Source organism: Virgibacillus tibetensis, assembly GCF_036026595.1.
GTDB lineage: Bacteria > Bacillota > Bacilli > Bacillales > Amphibacillaceae > Virgibacillus_P > Virgibacillus_P tibetensis.
Genome location: NZ_JARZFX010000001.1, coordinates 82,588 through 100,664, shown reverse-complemented (window position 1 = coordinate 100,664; position 18,077 = coordinate 82,588). Strand labels below are relative to the sequence as shown.

The 18,077-nt window shown below is 36.6% G+C and carries 16 protein-coding genes; 1 reads left to right on the top strand and 15 read right to left on the bottom strand.

Annotation, left to right across the window (positions count from 1 at the left end; translation table 11 throughout):
* Positions 1 to 564: 564 nt before the first annotated feature.
* The 14 genes from dnaI to citZ form a co-directional block, all read right to left on the bottom strand.
* Positions 565 to 1,494 carry a primosomal protein DnaI gene (gene dnaI / locus QGM71_RS00490; RefSeq protein WP_327605545.1) on the bottom strand — a complete coding sequence of 310 codons (930 nt, stop codon included), beginning with the start codon at positions 1,492 to 1,494 and terminating at the stop codon, positions 565 to 567.
* Between the two features lie 5 nt (positions 1,495 to 1,499).
* A complete protein-coding gene (locus QGM71_RS00485; protein WP_327605544.1) occupies positions 1,500 to 2,861 on the bottom strand; it encodes a replication initiation and membrane attachment family protein in 1,362 nt (453 codons plus the stop codon).
* A 281-nt stretch (positions 2,862 to 3,142) separates the two neighbouring features.
* Positions 3,143 to 3,610 carry a transcriptional regulator NrdR gene (gene nrdR, locus QGM71_RS00480; RefSeq protein WP_327605543.1) on the bottom strand — a complete coding sequence of 156 codons (468 nt, stop codon included), beginning with the start codon at positions 3,608 to 3,610 and terminating at the stop codon, positions 3,143 to 3,145.
* Between the two features lie 35 nt (positions 3,611 to 3,645).
* Entirely contained in the window at positions 3,646 to 4,032 is a 387-nt protein-coding gene (locus tag QGM71_RS00475) for a cytosolic protein (RefSeq protein ID WP_327605542.1), read from the bottom strand.
* Positions 4,033 to 4,248: 216 nt separating this feature from the next.
* Entirely contained in the window at positions 4,249 to 5,277 is a 1,029-nt protein-coding gene (locus QGM71_RS00470; protein WP_327605541.1) for a glyceraldehyde-3-phosphate dehydrogenase, read from the bottom strand.
* Positions 5,278 to 5,439: 162 nt separating this feature from the next.
* Positions 5,440 to 6,039 carry a dephospho-CoA kinase gene (gene coaE / locus QGM71_RS00465; RefSeq protein WP_327606389.1) on the bottom strand — a complete coding sequence of 200 codons (600 nt, stop codon included), beginning with the start codon at positions 6,037 to 6,039 and terminating at the stop codon, positions 5,440 to 5,442.
* 13 nt (positions 6,040 to 6,052) lie between these two features.
* Positions 6,053 to 6,880 (bottom strand): DNA-formamidopyrimidine glycosylase, encoded by an 828-nt coding sequence (gene mutM / locus QGM71_RS00460; protein ID WP_327605540.1) that lies wholly within the window; start codon positions 6,878 to 6,880, stop codon positions 6,053 to 6,055.
* Positions 6,881 to 6,894: 14 nt separating this feature from the next.
* Positions 6,895 to 9,534, bottom strand: a complete 2,640-nt coding sequence (gene polA, locus QGM71_RS00455) for a DNA polymerase I (protein ID WP_327605539.1) — start codon at positions 9,532 to 9,534, stop codon at positions 6,895 to 6,897.
* A gap of 134 nt (positions 9,535 to 9,668) precedes the next feature.
* Complete coding sequence (gene pnpS, locus QGM71_RS00450; RefSeq protein ID WP_327605538.1) at positions 9,669 to 11,045, bottom strand: two-component system histidine kinase PnpS; 1,377 nt, start codon at positions 11,043 to 11,045, stop codon at positions 9,669 to 9,671.
* Positions 11,026 to 11,736, bottom strand: a complete 711-nt coding sequence (locus QGM71_RS00445) for a response regulator transcription factor (RefSeq protein WP_327605537.1) — start codon at positions 11,734 to 11,736, stop codon at positions 11,026 to 11,028. The genes pnpS and QGM71_RS00445 overlap by 20 nt, the downstream gene beginning before the upstream one ends.
* 175 nt (positions 11,737 to 11,911) lie before the next feature.
* Positions 11,912 to 12,388, bottom strand: a complete 477-nt coding sequence (locus QGM71_RS00440) for a MaoC/PaaZ C-terminal domain-containing protein (protein ID WP_327605536.1) — start codon at positions 12,386 to 12,388, stop codon at positions 11,912 to 11,914.
* Positions 12,389 to 12,624: 236 nt separating this feature from the next.
* A complete protein-coding gene (gene mdh, locus QGM71_RS00435) occupies positions 12,625 to 13,563 on the bottom strand; it encodes a malate dehydrogenase (protein WP_327605535.1) in 939 nt (312 codons plus the stop codon).
* A gap of 56 nt (positions 13,564 to 13,619) precedes the next feature.
* On the bottom strand, positions 13,620 to 14,885 hold the full coding sequence (gene icd / locus QGM71_RS00430) for an NADP-dependent isocitrate dehydrogenase (protein ID WP_327605534.1): 1,266 nt from the start codon (positions 14,883 to 14,885) through the stop codon (positions 13,620 to 13,622).
* Between the two features lie 177 nt (positions 14,886 to 15,062).
* The gene (gene citZ / locus QGM71_RS00425; protein WP_327605533.1) at positions 15,063 to 16,181 is read right to left on the bottom strand and encodes a citrate synthase; all 1,119 of its coding nucleotides are present in this window, start codon (positions 16,179 to 16,181) and stop codon (positions 15,063 to 15,065) included.
* Positions 16,182 to 16,548: 367 nt separating this feature from the next.
* Between citZ and ytvI the strand changes: the two genes are divergently transcribed.
* Positions 16,549 to 17,655 (top strand): sporulation integral membrane protein YtvI, encoded by a 1,107-nt coding sequence (gene ytvI, locus QGM71_RS00420; protein ID WP_327605532.1) that lies wholly within the window; start codon positions 16,549 to 16,551, stop codon positions 17,653 to 17,655.
* Positions 17,656 to 17,658: 3 nt separating this feature from the next.
* On the opposite strand, the gene QGM71_RS00415 is transcribed toward ytvI, so the two are convergent.
* Positions 17,659 to 18,048 (bottom strand): FxsA family protein, encoded by a 390-nt coding sequence (locus QGM71_RS00415; RefSeq protein WP_327605531.1) that lies wholly within the window; start codon positions 18,046 to 18,048, stop codon positions 17,659 to 17,661.
* Between the last annotated feature and the right edge of the window lie 29 nt (positions 18,049 to 18,077).

Here is an 18,077-nt window from a genome sequence, read left to right as displayed (position 1 = left end):
AGTTAGTCATGAAAGCGTTGCGACAGGACGTCGCGTTTTTAGCCTTCCATCCCCACAAATCACCGCTGCGGGGTCTTCAGACACGTGCTGTTTTGAGCAGGAGTCGACTGCCCTCCGTTCCAACCAACAATCATAAATAGCGAGTTTTTATTCACTATAGCAATAGATAATGCTATAACAAAGCACAACACCAGCACAGGAAATACACGGAGACTCCAGCAGGCATGAAAACCGTCAATCTGGTCTGCAAGTGATTCAACCGTTTTGGCATGACCGCTACCCCTCCCTTCATTCAGCGATCGCTCCACTTTTTCCAGCGGTCGGCTTGCTTAATCCCGCGGCCGGACCAATTTATCCAGCGCTTTTTCAGCTTTATCCCGCGTTCAACCCGGTTCATTCAGCGACCAACCCTTTTGGCGAAGTGTATTTCCGTAGCGGTTAGCTATGACAGTAACGAGTTACGTCGTCTTTTATAGATTTAGTGTCAAAAGCAACAATCTCTAGAAAAGACCGAAAACAAAAAACTAGTACAAAAGAAAATACTCTTCCATACTAGTTCCAGTTTTATATTTCACGTCGGTTTTTACCATAAATCTCAACTTCTTTACTTACTTGCTTAATTCGTTCAACTATTCTACCAGCCTTAACCGTTTCAATTCCCCCTCGTGTAGAGGCGAGCTGGGTTTCTAATTGTTCCAGACTATAGTTGGATGTAAAGAAAACAGGTAACCTCTCCATCATGCGATATTGCAGAATAGAACCAAGTATTTCATCCCTAAACCAGGCTGATTGCATTTCAGCACCTATGTCATCCAGCATTAATACATCTGCCTTCTTGAAAAAATCTATCTTTTCATTAATGGAGTCATCTTTCATTGATGCTTTTATTTCCCTTACTAATTCAGGCATGTAAATTAGAGTTGATGATATATGCATTTCTTTTAACTTATTTGCCAATGCACCTAAAAAATAAGTCTTTCCTACACCGAAGGGCCCACTAAAGTAAATCCCCTTTTTAGGAATGCCAGACTTTGTCTCTTCTACGAAACGTAATAACTCCCTTACTCCGTTACTTCTAGTGGGGTCACTGTCAATATCACTAATTGTTGCTTCCAGAATTTCCTTAGGCATATACAAGCTTTGAACTAGTTTCTGCTGTTCTTTTTGCTTTTCGTGGTAGATCCTGCTGTGACATTTCTCATAGGACAAATGCAATTCATTGTTTTCTACATATAATATAGGTGAATAACCTTGAAGCATATTCTTACAATTACTAAATGATGAACAAGATTCGCATTGCTTGGATTGGGTTTTATATTCGTATAGTTTTATTAAGTTTTTTTCTATTTCTTTCTTACTTAGCTGTGGATGATAAGATAAAAATGTTTTGATCTCAGGATCATTTAAAACTTCGTGTTTTATTTTTATATAGTTTTCCTGAAAATTTTCATTTTCTTTCATCCACTTTTTTAATGTTGATTGTACTGGCTTCATATCAATCATCCTTGCAAATGACTATTTTTTTTGCTGCTGGAATACTGACGCAGCAGAGCTTCAATTTCTTCTTGTTCCTTTGCTGTATCCTGTTTTTTCATAGTTGCTGCCGGCTCTTGTCTTTTATTCTTTCGTTCCTTAAACCAATCGGGGACTATTTCAGTTGATACTGGCTTTTTATTATAGTTAGATCTTCCGGCTTTTCTTTGCTGAAAACTTTCTTTTTCTGTTTTTGCAAAAGCCATTGCCTCTTTGGCAGTTTTTAAATTGGCCCGTGACCAATGACTAGCAATTTTCTCCATATAAGCTTTAGATAGCTTCATATTCGATTGCAACAGTACATAATGGATTAGCACATTCATTACTGGAGAAGGTAACCCTTGTGAGGTCATAACTTCTCTAATTATTTTCATATCTTGGGTAGAAGCTTGATTTCCACTTGATAGATCTTCCAATAACTGCTTTGGCGAGATTGTTTCCAACGCTTGTATGAGTTGTTCTTCCTTTGTTGTCGGCTTGTAATCAATTTGATGCTGTGGACTTGTTTTATTTGTTAATTGGATCGGTGTTTCATAATGTTTGGATTTAAACAAATCATGACATGCAGTCTTAAATTCCTCAGGGTTTAATAAATTATCTTCTGTTAGTGCCCATAATACTGACTTTTCTACCTCATAGGTTGCTAAGTCATATAATACCATCATTTGAGAAATTAATTTTCGGTTATCTCCCGTTAATACTTTACCTACTGGAATCATTCTCTGTTTTAACATATGCTCCATCCAAGTAAAGTCCGCATTTTCCTTCACCGGGGATCTGTCATCCTGCGTTTCAGCTGACTCGGCGTTTTCTGTGAATGCTGGTTTAAATGTCTGAAAAACATCACTAAAAGAAACAGTTATATTTTCACCAAGCTCCTCTGTCGATTGTTTAAAATAATGACTTTTTAAGGTAGTAAACTTATCTTCCCCGATGTGATGATAAAGGAGTTGGGTAAGCATGGCATCCTTAAAGAAACCTCTTGGTGAAAAAGGACTTTGTAGCTCATAGGTATAAAAATTATTAGTCACCGAACTTTTTTCATATGTTTTTAGTAAGCCAATCCCTTCAAGCTTTAACCTAGCTTGGTAAATTTCATCCAGTGGCAAATTCAGATAATTCATTAACGTATGGTGTGTTTGCGGTACAGACGACTGTTGCAGCTCTATCTCATGTAGTAGCGTTTGGTATAAGGTAACCGCTTGAATACCAAGGAGTGGTTGGTATAAATGGGTTAATGACTTAGCATAATCTACCGGCAAGTATTCCTTTAATAAAACACAATACCCCTCGACAGGCAGTATTTTTCCTATAAACTTCATATTCATGCCCTTTCATTTCCTTATATTTACTACTCGTCTTGATCTTGCACAAAAGCGCAGGGCGACCGTTTATCACCGTATGTCCTGGACGGAACCGTATGAGATAAAGGAAACACGATGAGCGTATGCGAATCGATGTTGACTTATCGTAAGGAGGCTTCCGCCAAGGACAATAGGTGATGGGCGCTTGCGCTGGATGTGGCTGTTTAAGTGTAAGAATTAATTGCAGCCAAAATTTTTACTTTCTTACCTTTTAAAAAACCGAGTAGCGTTTACGCTTTAATTCATCAAGTATCTCTTTTGTCCGCTTTAATTAAATCTTTTAATTCATCCAGAAATACACTAATGTCTTTAAATTGACGATATACGGAAGCAAAGCGAACATAAGCAACTTCATCCACATCAGATAGTCGGTCCATTACCATTTCGCCAATTTCTTTACTGTCTATTTCTGAAACTCCAGTATTTCGTAGTTCTTTTTCTACATCAAGTGCTAGTGCTTCTATTTTTTCAAGGGGGACCGGGCGTTTTTCACATGCTTTAATTAAGCCTCGAATAAGTTTCTCCCGGCTGTATTCCTGTCTTGCTCCCTCTTTCTTCACGACTATTAACGGAACTTCTTCTATACGTTCAAATGTGGTGAATCGAAAGCCGCACTCTTCACACTCTCTTCTTCTGCGAATAGATTGACCTTCTTCAATTGGACGTGAATCAAGGACCTTCGTACTTTTATAGTGGCAATTTGAACATCTCAACTCGTTCAACCCCATTCATTGTTTCTATCAAGGTGTTATTTATTAGGAATTAAAGTCAGTTCTTTAGTGACCTGTCCATATAAATTCTGGATTACTTTCGTACTGTATCCAAAATCAAAAGGAAGGGCAGATTCTGTTGTAACTGAAAAATCAATTGCGGTCTGATATGGTTTGACCATTATTACAGTAGCAACAATAAAAGCTTTCTTCCCTTTTTTTATGTAAGCACTAATCTCCCCATGTTCTTGGGAAATTGAGTTCACAGCATAAACCTGTGGGTTACTGAACATATTTTCTAGCATGCGCATTGCCTTATCTTTAGATGTCTTGTAGTAATGTGTTTGAAGGGATGAATCCCAATGTTTTTCACTTGATTCCGCATGATTGTTAAAGTATTTGGATAGCGTATTGCGAATAGCCATTTTATGACACCCCGTCAGTAATATTCAATTACATATGTATAATATATCTATTTTAACACGTTTCGACTAAATCCTCTATGTTGAATTCCTTCCCAATCTAAATTTCTAACTAATTTTTGTGGAAAGGGATTCCAATAGATAAGAAAAAAAGCACCGAATTAGATCCTGTTTCATCTCAAATTCGGTGCCATTTATCTATTTAATTCTTTTAAATTCTTAAAGTTGAACTTGCTTTTGGTTTATCTTACTTCCTACGTACTTTGTCAAATCAACAACTCGCTTAGAATAACCCCATTCATTATCATACCATGCAAGAACTTTCACCTTATTATCACCCATAACCATTGTAGATAGACCGTCAATAATTGCTGAGTAATCAGTTGTTGTGTAATCAATGCTTACCAGTGGATCCTCACTGAACTTTAAAATACCCTGCAACTCTTGAGAAGCTGCTGCTCTGAATGCATTATTTATATCCTCTATTGTTACGTTACTTTCAACGTCCACAACCAAATCTACTAAAGATACATTAGGTGTCGGAACTCTTAAAGCCATACCGTGAAGCTTACCACTTAGGTGTGGTAACACTTCACCCAGTGCTTTAGCAGCTCCTGTGGAGGTTGGAATTATAGATTGCGTACAGCCACGGGCCCTGCGTAAGTCCTTATGTGGATTATCCAGATTCTTTTGATCATTTGTGAATGCATGAACGGTGGTCATTAAACCATTCACAATTCCAAAGTTATCGTCCAGCACCTTAACCACCGGCGCTAAGCAATTTGTTGTACAAGAAGCATTGGATATCACATTATCTTCTTCTGGCTGATACGTTTCTTCATTAACACCCATTACAATAGTTTTATCAACTTGTTTACCTGGTGCTGTTATAACAACCTTCTTCGCACCGGCTACAATATGCAGACCAGCACTTTCCTTCGTTTTAAACTTCCCTGTTGCTTCAACCACAACATCTATATCATACTCTTTCCATGGTAACAGTTCGGGTTCCCGCGAATTTACCAACATGACTTCTTTATTATTTATTTCTAAACTATTATTAAGCGCTTTCACTTCTCCATTGAAAATACCATGTACACTGTCATACTTTATTAAGTGCGCAAGCGTTTCTGAAGGGTAGCTTGCGTTAATTGCAACAACCTCTAACTGATCATCTTCAATAGCCTGGCGGAAAACCATTCGTCCGATACGGCCAAATCCATTAATAGCAATGCGAGTTTTATTCATTTGAAATCCTCCTATATATGTTACACTTATTGGGTTTTTATATTAAATAGTATAACATATTAAGCAAGAAATGTGTTTTTTATTTCGGTTTTTCTATATGTTTCAACTTTCAATATAATAGAAAAGGCCGAATGAGACATATCTTTCATCCGGCTTCTGCATTTAAATTATTTTCCACTCCCTTAACAACTTTTCCAGCTGAATATAGGATTCATATTTGGTTCCGTTATTATCAATAATAGCGTTTGCTTTTTTTGCCTTTTCATCAATTGAAATCTGAGACTTAATGCGTTGCCAGGCCTCAACTTCTGTATAATCATCGCGTTCCATCAAACGCTTCAATTGCACCCCTTCATCTACAAAAACGACCAATGTTTTATCAACAAAATGTGTAAGTTTACTTTCAAATAGTAAAGGTATGTCAAGAACAACGCATGTTTCACCGGCTTCAATAAATGAATCCCTTCGAAAAATCATCCTTTCCCTTACTGCAGGGTGTACAATGCTATTGAGTTGCTTGCGTTTGTCTTCATCAGCAAATATAATTCCACCTAATTTCTTACGGTCCAAAGTTTGATCATCCCGTAATATTTCGTGGCCGAATGTGTTGACTATTTTGTCATACGCCTTTTCACCAGGCTTTACAACTTCTCTTGAAAGCTTATCAGCATCAACTACTGGTATATTGAATTCATCAAACATTAATGAAACGGTACTCTTTCCACTGGCAATACTGCCAGTAAGCCCTATAACTAGTGTCATCATGCTTCACCTCTTAGTTTTTTTGACAGGTTTTGCAAACATGTGTACCGCGTCCGCCTATTTTCATCTTCGTGATTGGTTTTCCACACTTCTTGCAGGGCTTGTTTTCCTGTCCATACACAAACAGATTTTGTTGAAACATCCCCATCTCCCCTTGTCCATTAACATATGAACGTATCGTAGTACCACCCTGCTTTACTGCTTCCTCTAATGTTTCAATTGCCTGGCATTGAATAGACCTTATTTCTTTTTTATTTAGCTTACTTGATCTTTTCAATGGATGGACGTTAGCTCTGAATAAGGTTTCATCAACATATATATTTCCTAGCCCTGCCACTATGGTTTGATCCAATAAAGCCGTTTTTATTACTCGCTCAGTCTTTTTCAATTTTTGATAAAAGTAGTCAAATGTAAACCCCTCATCGAAAGGGTCAGGACCTAGTTGACTTAAAGGCTTTTGGGACATCTCATCTCCTTTTGTGTAAACATGCATCGTACCAAACTTACGAACGTCGTTATAACGAAGCTCTTGTCCATCAGTAAATGCAAATACAACATGAGTATGTTTTTTTATTGGTTCTATTGTTTTATGAACACTGTACTTTCCTTCCATTCTTAAATGAGAAATAAGAACATAATCATCTAATTGAAATAGCAGGAATTTCCCTTTACGGGTAATATCTCGAATGGTTTGTCCAGGCAGTATCAGTTTGAATTGCTCGGCGTCATCTGGATGTTTTATAATATTAGGCCAGTAAACAGATACTTCCTTAATCGTTTTGTTTATCACATAATGCTTTAATGTATTCTTAATCGTTTCAACTTCAGGTAATTCTGGCATGTGATTAATTCTCCTTATTTTGCGTCGAACCAGCTTTCTCCATATGCATAATCGACCTTTAAAGGCACAATTAAGTCTACTGTGTTTTCCATCATAGCTGGTACTATATCTTTTAATTGCTCTATTTCTTCTCTTGGTGCCTCAATGATTAGTTCATCATGCACCTGTAACAGCATGCGCGCACTTAGTTTCTCTTCCAATAGTTTTCCATGTAAATCAATCATTGCTTTTTTAATTATATCGGCTGCAGTTCCCTGTATCGGTGTGTTCATCGCTGTACGCTCAGCGAAACTGCGTAAATTAAAGTTTCTGCTTGTTATTTCGGGTAAATACCTTCTTCTTTTCATTAATGTGCTTACATAGCCTTTATGTTTTGCATCCTGCACAATTTCGTTCATGTATTTTTTAACACCGGGATAACTCTCAAAGTAGCGCTCAATAAATTGTTTTGCTTCTTTGCGAGTAATTCCTAGGTTTTGGGACAAGCCAAAATCGCTGATTCCATAGACAATTCCAAAGTTAACTGCCTTCGCTTGTCGACGCATGTTAGCTGTTATCTCTTCTCTATCAACATGAAAAACGTCCATTGCTGTTTGTGTATGGATGTCCAAATCATTTTTAAAGGCGGCAACTAATTTTTCATCCTTAGCTATATGTGCCAGGACACGCAATTCTATTTGCGAATAGTCAGCTGCAAATATGATCCAGTCCTTTTTCGAAGGAACAAATGCTTGACGTATCTTTCGCCCTTCTTCCAATCGAATAGGAATATTTTGTAAGTTAGGCTCAATCGAACTCAATCTGCCAGTTTGTGTCAATGCTTGATTAAATCGCGTATGAATTTTATTCGTATTGCTATCTACTACTTTTAAGAGACCCTCAATATAGGTTGATTGCAGTTTACCCAACTGTCTGTATAAGAGAAGCTTAGGTATGATTTCATGCTCATTTGCTAATTGTTCCAATACATCTGCTGCAGTTGAATAGCCGGTCTTTGTTTTCTTGATCACTGGTAACTTTAGTTTTTCAAATAGTATCGGACCTAATTGTTTCGGTGAATTTAAGTTAAATGATTCACCAGCAAGTTCGTATACCTCATTTTCCAGATCACTTAATCGTTGTTTTAAATCCACTCTCATTACGTCGAGTTGCTCGGTATCAACATGTACCCCTGTGTATTCCATTTCTCCTAAAATTAAAGCAAGCGGCATTTCAAGTTCTTTACATAAAACATATAGCTCGGTCATTTTAAGCTGTTCTTCCATTTCCTTTTTCAATGCGAACAAAGTAGCTGTTTTCCTTACAATATGATCACTCAGTGCAGGCAGATCCGGCATTTTAAGTTTGGCACCCTTACCATAAACTTCCTCATCAAATAAAACGTTTTTGTGACCCATGCGATTACCGACAGCAGGGATATCATGGTGATTTTCTGATGGATTAAGAAGATAGGATGTTAGAAACATATCAAATGAAATACCTTTAATATGAATACCATGATTTAATAAAGCTACTAACGTTTTCTTCGAATCAAAGACATATTTTATTTTACTGCTGTCCTCTGCCCATATTTTAAATTCCTCAGACTTCCATGCTACATCGGCAGGGATAAAATAGTTATTCTGCTCATTTACAATACCAAATCCTTCGATGGTAGCCTGGTGGTAATTTTCCTCCAGCATTTCTACGACGAATGCTTCTTTGCCGGTAAACATCTCTTCCGTAATTTCACTTACTATAGTGTATTCTATATCCTTTAGTTCGTCTTTTCCATCAGCCTCTTCATCTGACTCATCACCTAGTTTGTTCAGTAATGATTGGAATCCGAATTCTTTAAATATGCCACTTACATTACTAGGCTGATACTCCTCATAGCTAATATCGTCAAGCGTTACAGATATTGGGGTGTTCAGATTGATCGTTACTAATTCCTTACTCATATAAGCATCATCTTTATGGGTAAGGAGTTTCTCTTTTAACTTCTTGCCACTAATATCTTCAACATGCTTGTATACCTCATCCAGAGTTTCAAATTGCTTTAACAATTTGGTTGCCGTTTTTTGTCCTACCCCTGGAACGCCAGGAATATTATCAGAACTGTCACCCATCAGAGCCTTCAGATCAATAATTTGATCTTGTGTTATTTCCATTTTTTCTTTTAAGAAAGCTGGCGTATACCGTTCCACTTCACTGATTCCTTTTTTGGTTAAGCTCACTGTTACCCTGTCAGATACAAGCTGCAACAAGTCCTTATCCCCAGATATGACGGTAACATCCCATTCCTCATTTCTGCCTCGTGCCGAAAGTGTACCTATAATATCGTCAGCCTCATAATTTTCAAGTTGATAATGAGAGATCTGAAACGCATCTAGTAACTCTTTAACCAGTGGAAATTGTTCTGATAACTCAGGAGGTGTCTTTTGGCGGCCACCTTTATATTCTTTATAGGTCGCATGACGAAATGTGGTTTTACCGGCGTCAAATGCTACGAGCATATGAGTTGGTTTTTCTTCTTCCAGGATTTTTAAAAGCATTGTAGTAAATCCGTACACTGCATTTGTATATACACCTTTATCATTGTTTAGTAATGGCAATGCAAAAAAAGCACGGTAAACAATACTGTTTCCATCTATTAATACAAGTTTGTTTGGCATATGTATGTTTCCTCCATTCGTAATAATCACTACTTGTATTTTACCATTCCGTCTGCGTAAAGGAAAAAATAATGACAGTACATTCCCTGTTAAAAAATAAAAAGCATCCCCTGGTTGAGAGGATACCATTTATATTAGTCCTGTTTTTGCTTTGGTAAATAAACGTAAACTGTTGTACCTTGATTTACTTCACTTTCAATCTTAATGTCGCCTTCATGAACTTCTACTATATGCTTTACAATTGCAAGTCCTAGCCCTGTACCACCTGTATTTCTGCTTCGTGCCTTGTCGACCCGATAAAACCTTTCAAAAATACGAGATAATGCTTCCTGCTCTATACCTATGCCAGAATCTTTTACCATTATTTCAATAAAATCGCCGGCTGTGCTGACTACTAACGAAATCTTCCCTTTTTCAGGTGTGTAGTTGATTGCATTATCCAGCAGATTAATAAAGATTTGCTTCACACGTTCACTATCAGCCATTAGTATACTGTTTTCATCAACGTGGATGGACAGCTCTAACTTCCTCTGCTCTGCCTTGTGTACAATTACCGGCTTTAGTTCTGATACTAAAGACGACATATCCACTTCAGTTAAAATAAGATGGAAATCTTCCTTTTCCAGTCTTGATAGAGTTAATAAATCCTCAATCAGTAACTGAAGGCGGTGACTTTCATTATATATAATTCCCAAAAATTCACGAATTGCTATTTCATCACTCATTGAACCATCCAATAAGGTTTCTGAAAAACCTTTTATGGAGGTGATTGGAGTTTTAAGTTCATGTGATACATTAGCAACAAAGTCCTTACGCATTAATTCAAGCTTCTTCAATTCTGTAATATCATAGAGGACCAACACTGCTCCTTTCAACATATTTCTCTCATTAAATATAGGCGCACCTACTATTTCCAAATAGTACTTATCAACACCTTCAAAATGTGTAAAAGCTTCTTTTACATTTTTTTCGTATAAAAATGTCTTTTGAACAGTTTGATGGATGATCTCATTATCTAGTACATCATAATATAGATACCCTTTATATTCCTTTTGCGACTTCCCAAACATAGATACAAACTTCCGATTTACAAGGTGAATATAGCCTTTTTCATCAATCAGCACCAAACCACTTTCTGTATTATCAAAGACAGTGGATAGCTGTTCAGATTGCATTTGCTCATTCATGGAAAGTTCACTTAAGTTACGTGCCAATGTGTTAATTTTATGAGTTAATTCTCCAACATTACTGTTACCTGTATGATGAATTCTGGCACGATAATTACCTTTAACTATCTTATCGACAGTCTTCGTAACCTTCTTAATTGGTTTTATATATTTATCAAAAATACTTAACAGTAAAAGCATTAAAATAATATACTCTATTAATAACACAGCAATAAGTACAATATAGTTTTCGATTACTTGACTTAATACAATACCAGTACTGATTATAAGTAATAAAATGCCTATGACATATGGAAATATAGGTTTAGTAAATAGTGTTTTCATCAATCGGCTCCTCCAATTTGTAGCCAAGCCCTCTAATTGTTTTAATATACACTGGCCTTCTTGTATTTGGTTCAATCTTTTCTCTTAGATGCGAAATATGCACATCAACAATCCTGGTATCCCCAACAAAATCATAGTCCCAAACACCACTAAGTAATTGGTCCCTTGATATTACTTTCCCTTTATTATTTAGAAGGTAGATTAATAATTCGAATTCTTTTCTCGTAAATGCAATCACTTTGTTACCTTTTTCCGCTTCATAACGCTCGGGGTAAACAGTCAACTCTCCAATTTTTATTGACGAATTTTGATATGGTACTTGTTTGTTTGTTCTTCTTAATATAGCTTTTATTCTTGCGATAACTTCCTTTGGACTAAAAGGCTTTGTCAGGTAGTCATCCGCCCCCAGTTCTAAGCCCAGCACCTTATCAAACTCTTCGTCTTTGGCTGTCAGCATTAAAATAGGTGTATCAATCTTATTATTCCTTAAGTATTTGCAGACTTCCATTCCATCCATTTCAGGTAGCATTAAATCCAGTACAATGAGATTAAACTGTTCATGCATTGCTTTTTTAATAGCTTCTCTTCCATCATAGGCTATATCAGTCTGGAATCCTGCTTTTTCAATATTAAACTTAAGCAAGGTAACAATAGATCTTTCATCATCTACAATAAGGATTTTTTGTTTCATCCCCTCACCCCATTTCTATTCACACCATATAAAAACCAGAAGTGTTTCTTTAATCTTACAATGAATGATGAATAAAGTGAACCGAAGAAGCTGTTTGTAAATAATATTTTACAATGCAGGAGAAATAAATACAAAATACTATCCCCTTTATAGAGAATAGTATGTATTTTTACTTCTAAAAGAAATTTTCTAAAGAGCTTGCTGTTAGAGAGTTTAGTTTATAGGATGGACAAACATAAAGCTTTCCATTTACAATTTCATCACCCTCATAGTCAAAACCAATGACAGATAGAGTCACTTGGTGGTTCGGTTTGTCTATAGCTATAATCTCAATGGTAAACTTCACCTCAGAACTATGATAAACCGGCTTAGGAAAAGACATTTCATGCTGTGTAATATGGCTTCCAGGTCCAGGTAAGTGCATGGAAACGATGGATGAAATCATCCCAAACAGCATAACTGATGGAACAATTGGCTTTTCATATGGTGTTTGGGATGCATAATCATGCTGAATATATAATGGGTTTGCATCATCTGTTAAACCTAAGTACAGCAGTAAGTCTTTGTCCTCAATAACCTTTGCTGAAGTATATGTATCTCCTACTTTTAAATCATTAATTTCTTTACCCAGCTTTCTTTTTTTACCTATCAATTAAAACCACCTCCAAATATGTAAGCGTTTTCTATTATACCAAAGATTAATGCTAAGTGCTAATGGCTAATTTGAACAAAAGCGCGGGGCTCGTCCCACCGAAAACAGTTGTCCGTCGGAGCTGGACATTTGCTGTTTAAGTGTAAGAATTAATTGCAGCCAAAAATCTATACTTTCTTACCTTTTAAAAAGAGCCTCTGTTCAGTAGTAACTGTGAACAGAGGCACTTCTATAGATTATTCTAATACATCCAGTACATTTTTAACAGATTCTGCTGACTTATCTAATTCAGCTCTTTCGTCGTCTGTTAAATCTAATTCAATAATTTCTTCAATACCCTTACCACCTAAGACTGTTGGAACTCCCAGGTAAATATTAGAATAACCGTATTCACCTTCTAAATAGGCGATGGAAGGAAGTACCCGGCGTTGATCTTTAATGATTGCTTCGGCCATAACGGTTAACGAGGCAGCAGGAGCATAATAAGCACTACCGTTACCCAGTAGACCGACAATTTCTCCTCCACCTTTACGAGTACGTTCAACAATTGCATCAAGACGATCTTTAGGTATTAGTTTTTCCAGTGGAATTCCACCTGCGTATGAATAACGAATTAACGGAACCATATCATCACCGTGCCCACCTAGAACAAAACCTGTAACATCCTTAACTGACAGGTTAAGTTCTTCTGCTACGAATGTACGGAATCGAGCTGTATCAAGTACACCTGATTGTCCTATAACACGTTCTTTTGGCAAGCCTGATTCTTTAAATACAGTATATGTCATCGCATCAACTGGGTTTGTTAATACAACGATAAATGTTTCTGGTGAAAACTTTACAATCTCTTTAGCAACTGACTTCATAATTTTAGCGTTTGTGTTAACCAGATCATCGCGGCTCATACCAGGTTTACGAGCAATACCTGCTGTAATGATTACCAGGTCAGAATCTTTTGTATCTTCATAGTTTGATGTTCCCGTAATTTTAGCATCAAAACCTTGAACTGGGCTGGCTTCAAGCATATCAAGCGCTTTACCTTTTGTCGGATCCTCCATTGCTGGAATATCTACAAGTACAACATCCCCAAGTTCTTTTTGGGCCAGCATCAATGCAGTTGTTGCACCCGTAAAGCCAGAACCGATTACTGATATTTTAGCTCTTCTTATTGCCATTTTAAATCCTCCCATCGTTATTACACTACTACTATTTGAAACAGACTATTGCAGAATTAACCCATGTTTTTTATTAATTCATTACCGAAATCAGAACATTTTACCTCAGTAGCACCATCCATTAGACGAGCAAAATCATATGTTACCACTTTTGAAGCAATTGTTTTGTCCATAGCTTTTGTAATCAAATCAGCAGCCTCTCTCCATTCGAGATGTTCTAGCATCAATACGCCAGAGAGAATTACAGAAGATGGGTTTACTTTATCTAATCCAGCATATTTAGGTGCTGTACCATGTGTTGCTTCAAAAATGGCATGACCTGTATCGTAATTAATGTTCGCGCCTGGCGCTATTCCTATACCACCAACCTGTGCAGCTAATGCATCAGAGATATAGTCACCATTCAGGTTCATTGTAGCAACAACGTCAAACTCTTTTGGACGAGTCAGAATTTGTTGAAGGAAAATATCAGCAATTGAATCTTTTACGAGAATTCTCCCTGAAGCAATAGCTTCGTCCTGTGCTTTGTTTGCTGCTTCTTTACCATCTTTTTCAACGATGCGGTCATACTCAGCCCATGTAAATACCTTATCGCCATATTCTTCTTCAGCAACTTCATAACCCCAGGCTTTAAATGCACCTTCAGTGAATTTCATGATGTTACCTTTATGTACTAAAGTAACACTTTTGCGACCTTCATTTAATGCGTATTCTATACTTGAACGTACTAAACGTTTCGTACCCTCTTCAGATACTGGTTTTACTCCAATCCCAGATGTTTCAGGGAAGCGAATATTTTTAACGTTCATTTCATTCTTCAGGAATTCAATAACTTTCTTAACTTCATCAGAACCCTTTTGCCATTCGATTCCTGCATAAATGTCTTCCGTATTTTCACGGAAGATAACCATGTCAACATCTTCAGGACGTTTAACTGGAGAAGGAACACCTTCAAAGTATCTTACAGGACGTAAGCATGTGAACAAGTCAAGTTCTTGACGTAATGCAACATTTAAAGAACGGATTCCGCCTCCAATTGGTGTAGTTAGAGGTCCTTTAATTGCAATTTTATATTCATTAATTTTATCAAGTGTATCCTGTGGCAACCATTCTGATGTCTGGTCATACGCCTTTTGTCCTGCAAAGACTTCCATCCATTCAATCTTTTTCGTGCCATTATATGCTTTTTCTACTGCTGCTTCGATTACTCTGCTTGCCGACGCCCAGATATCCGGGCCTGTTCCATCCCCTTCAATAAAAGGAATGATTGGATTGTTAGGTACATTCATTTTTCCATTTTCAACGCTGATCTTTTGTGTCATAATAAATTTCCTCCTAGTCATCTTCATACATAATTATAGTAACATAAAGTAAAACTTCATTCAGTAGAGTTGCTCTACCTGCAATAGCTTACTCAGAATTCCAGCTTATATTACGTGGCAATTAGCTGGTCTCTCACTCCACAATAATAGCCGGAGACTCCGGCGGGTGTGGTTAACTTAACGGTTTTCAATTGCTACATATTCAGGTGCCTTAGGTCCAATATATTCTGCACGTGGACGAATTAAACGATTATTATCATACTGCTCAAGAATATGAGCTAACCATCCAGACACACGGCTAACAGCAAATATTGGAGTGAACAAATCATGGTCAATTCCTAAACTGTGATAAACAGATGCAGAATAAAAGTCCACATTAGCTGGCAGTCCTTTATTATCTTTTATATAATCTTCTATTTTTACCGACATATTATACCATTTAGATTGACCGGTAAGTTCAGTCAGTTGCTTAGACATTTCTTTTAGGAACTTAGCACGCGGATCACCATTTTTATATACTCGGTGTCCCATTCCCATAATCTTTTCTTTGTTTGCTAGTTTCTCCTTGATATACGGAATCGCATTATCTTCCTCACCAATCTCAGAAAGCATTTTCATAACATTTTCATTTGCACCGCCATGCAATGGTCCTTTTAGGGCTCCAATGGCTGAGGTAACTCCAGAATAAATATCTGATAGAGTTGCAACACACACTCTTGCAGTAAAGGTAGATGCATTAAGTTCATGATCAGCATGAAGTACCAACGCCTTATTTACTGCTTCCACTTCAATGTCCTCTGGGTCTTTGCCATTAAGCATGAAGAGGAAGTTTTCTGCATAGCCAAATTCTTTTTTCGGTTGAACAGGATCCTTCCCTTGGCGAATTCTAGCGAACGCGGTTACAATAGTTGAGATCTTGGCTTGCAAACGAACTGCCTTGCGTTTATTGGCCTCTTCTTCCATCACATCAGCTTCGTTATCGAACAGACCTAAAAGTGAAACAGCTGTACGCAATGCTGCCATTGGATGAACTGTTGATAGGTCATAGGAGCGTAAATGATCAATAATGGCTTCAGGTAATTCCATATTTGCAGCAAGTTCTGCTTTAAAATTATCTAATTCCATTTTATTTGGAAGCTTTTTATTCCATAATAAAAAAACTACTTCCTCAAAACTAGAATTTTCAGCTAAATCGTCAATTTTATAACCAACGTAAGTTAATTGATCATCAATAATCGAACTGATTGACGATTGAGTTGCTACAACCCCTTCGAGTCCCTTTGTTGTTGCTGTCATAACAAACCCTCTCCTTTTTCTATAAATTGTTCTTACCTTTTAAGAATATCATTCATTAATATCCATAAACGACAAGATGTCCAGATTACACATTGTCATCCCCATTGCTAATTATAAAGTATTATGATTATAAAGTGAATTGAAACCGTCTAAAATCATTAATATATTTACAGAAAAAGCTATTTATTACAAAAGACAAGCTAAAAAGCACACTATTTTCATTAATCTTCTTCTTGGATTCTAATTTTTCCTATGCGGGCAGCGGACAACCTTTTCATAACCTGGTAAAGTCCCATTCTATTTTCACCCCTACTATCATATGTAAAATAATACAAGCTTTAAATAAAGTAATAAATGGGGTAGGACTATGTACAAACAACTGAGTTATCAGGTATTGAGAATGTTTATAGTTATTTTAATAATCATCAGTTGCTTTTTCTTTATTAAATATGCATTTATTTATCTTTATCCTATCTTCTTCGCAATAATTTTATCGTTCTTTTTAAACCCATTTGTCTCCTTCTTAGAAATGAAACTAAAATTTCCCAGACCACTTGCTACTATTGCAGTTATTGCAACGATATTAGTATTCATTATTGGTGTTCTTTTTTTTATTGTTACTGAGATTGTTCAAGGGACTGAATATCTAGCAGAAAAGGTGCCGGTTCATTTTCATACTTTTACTGCCTTAGTTGATGTGTTCATTAATAATCAGGTGCTGCCTTTATATCATAAGCTTACTTCTTTATTCCATACATTGGACTCATCTCAGCAATTAGCTATTAGTGAAAATATAAGACAGCTTATAAATCAGATTTCCACATCAGGAGCAGCCTTATTTCAAGGTTTTTTATTAAATATACCTAACGTTCTAAGCGTTTTGCCAAATTCGTTTACCATTTTTATATTTATTTTGCTGGCAACTTTTTTTATTACAAATGACTGGATATCCTTAAAACATTCCCTCAACAAGTTCGTACCAGAAGTTATCAATCAATCAATTAAACATATTATTGAACAACTAAAAAAAGCGCTGTACGGCTTCGTTAAAGCACAGCTGATATTAATCTCTATAACCGCAGCCTTACTATTAACAGGTTTATTGATCTTAAACATAGAACATGCTCTTACCATCGCATTACTAGCTGCAGCCATTGACTTATTACCTTATATTGGAACCGGTTTTATCTTCTTACCTTGGATTACTTATTTGTTTTTTACAGGACATTACTCAATGACTATTAGTTTAACAGTATTATACATGGTAGTTGTGGTAACGCGCCAAGTACTTGAGCCAAAGATTCTTTCATCCAGTATTGGCATTAATCCACTCGCAGCACTTGTTACACTGTTCTTAAGCATACAAATATGGGGACTGCCAGGATTGCTGGTCGCCCCCATATTATTAATTTTTTTAAATGCTTTATACCGAGCAGGGATATTTAGACGTGTATTGTTATTTATTAGAGGATAGAAGTTACCATTTACGGTAAACAATAGTATTTTTATCCACCATTCGCTTTATAAATCTTTGAATACTGCTTTTGAGAGGAACTCGTGTCATCGGTATAACTAAAACAAACCCAGCAATATCTGTTATGAATCCGGGTGTGAACAAAAAGACAGCACCAGTAAATATGCAAATGCCATCAATTATATATTCAGTTGGAGCTTGCCCATTACTGATGGAAAACTGAGCTCGTTTCCACGTTTCCAGTCCTTGTTGTTTAGCCAGCATGACACCTATAATACCTGTCATCATTATAATGAGAACAACCCACCATGGACCAATGATGCCTCCTATCCAAATAAAAACACCTATTTCCAATGCAGATAGAATTAACATTGTAAGGAGTAACCATCTCATACAACTTCCTCCTTTTGCCTATTAAAAAA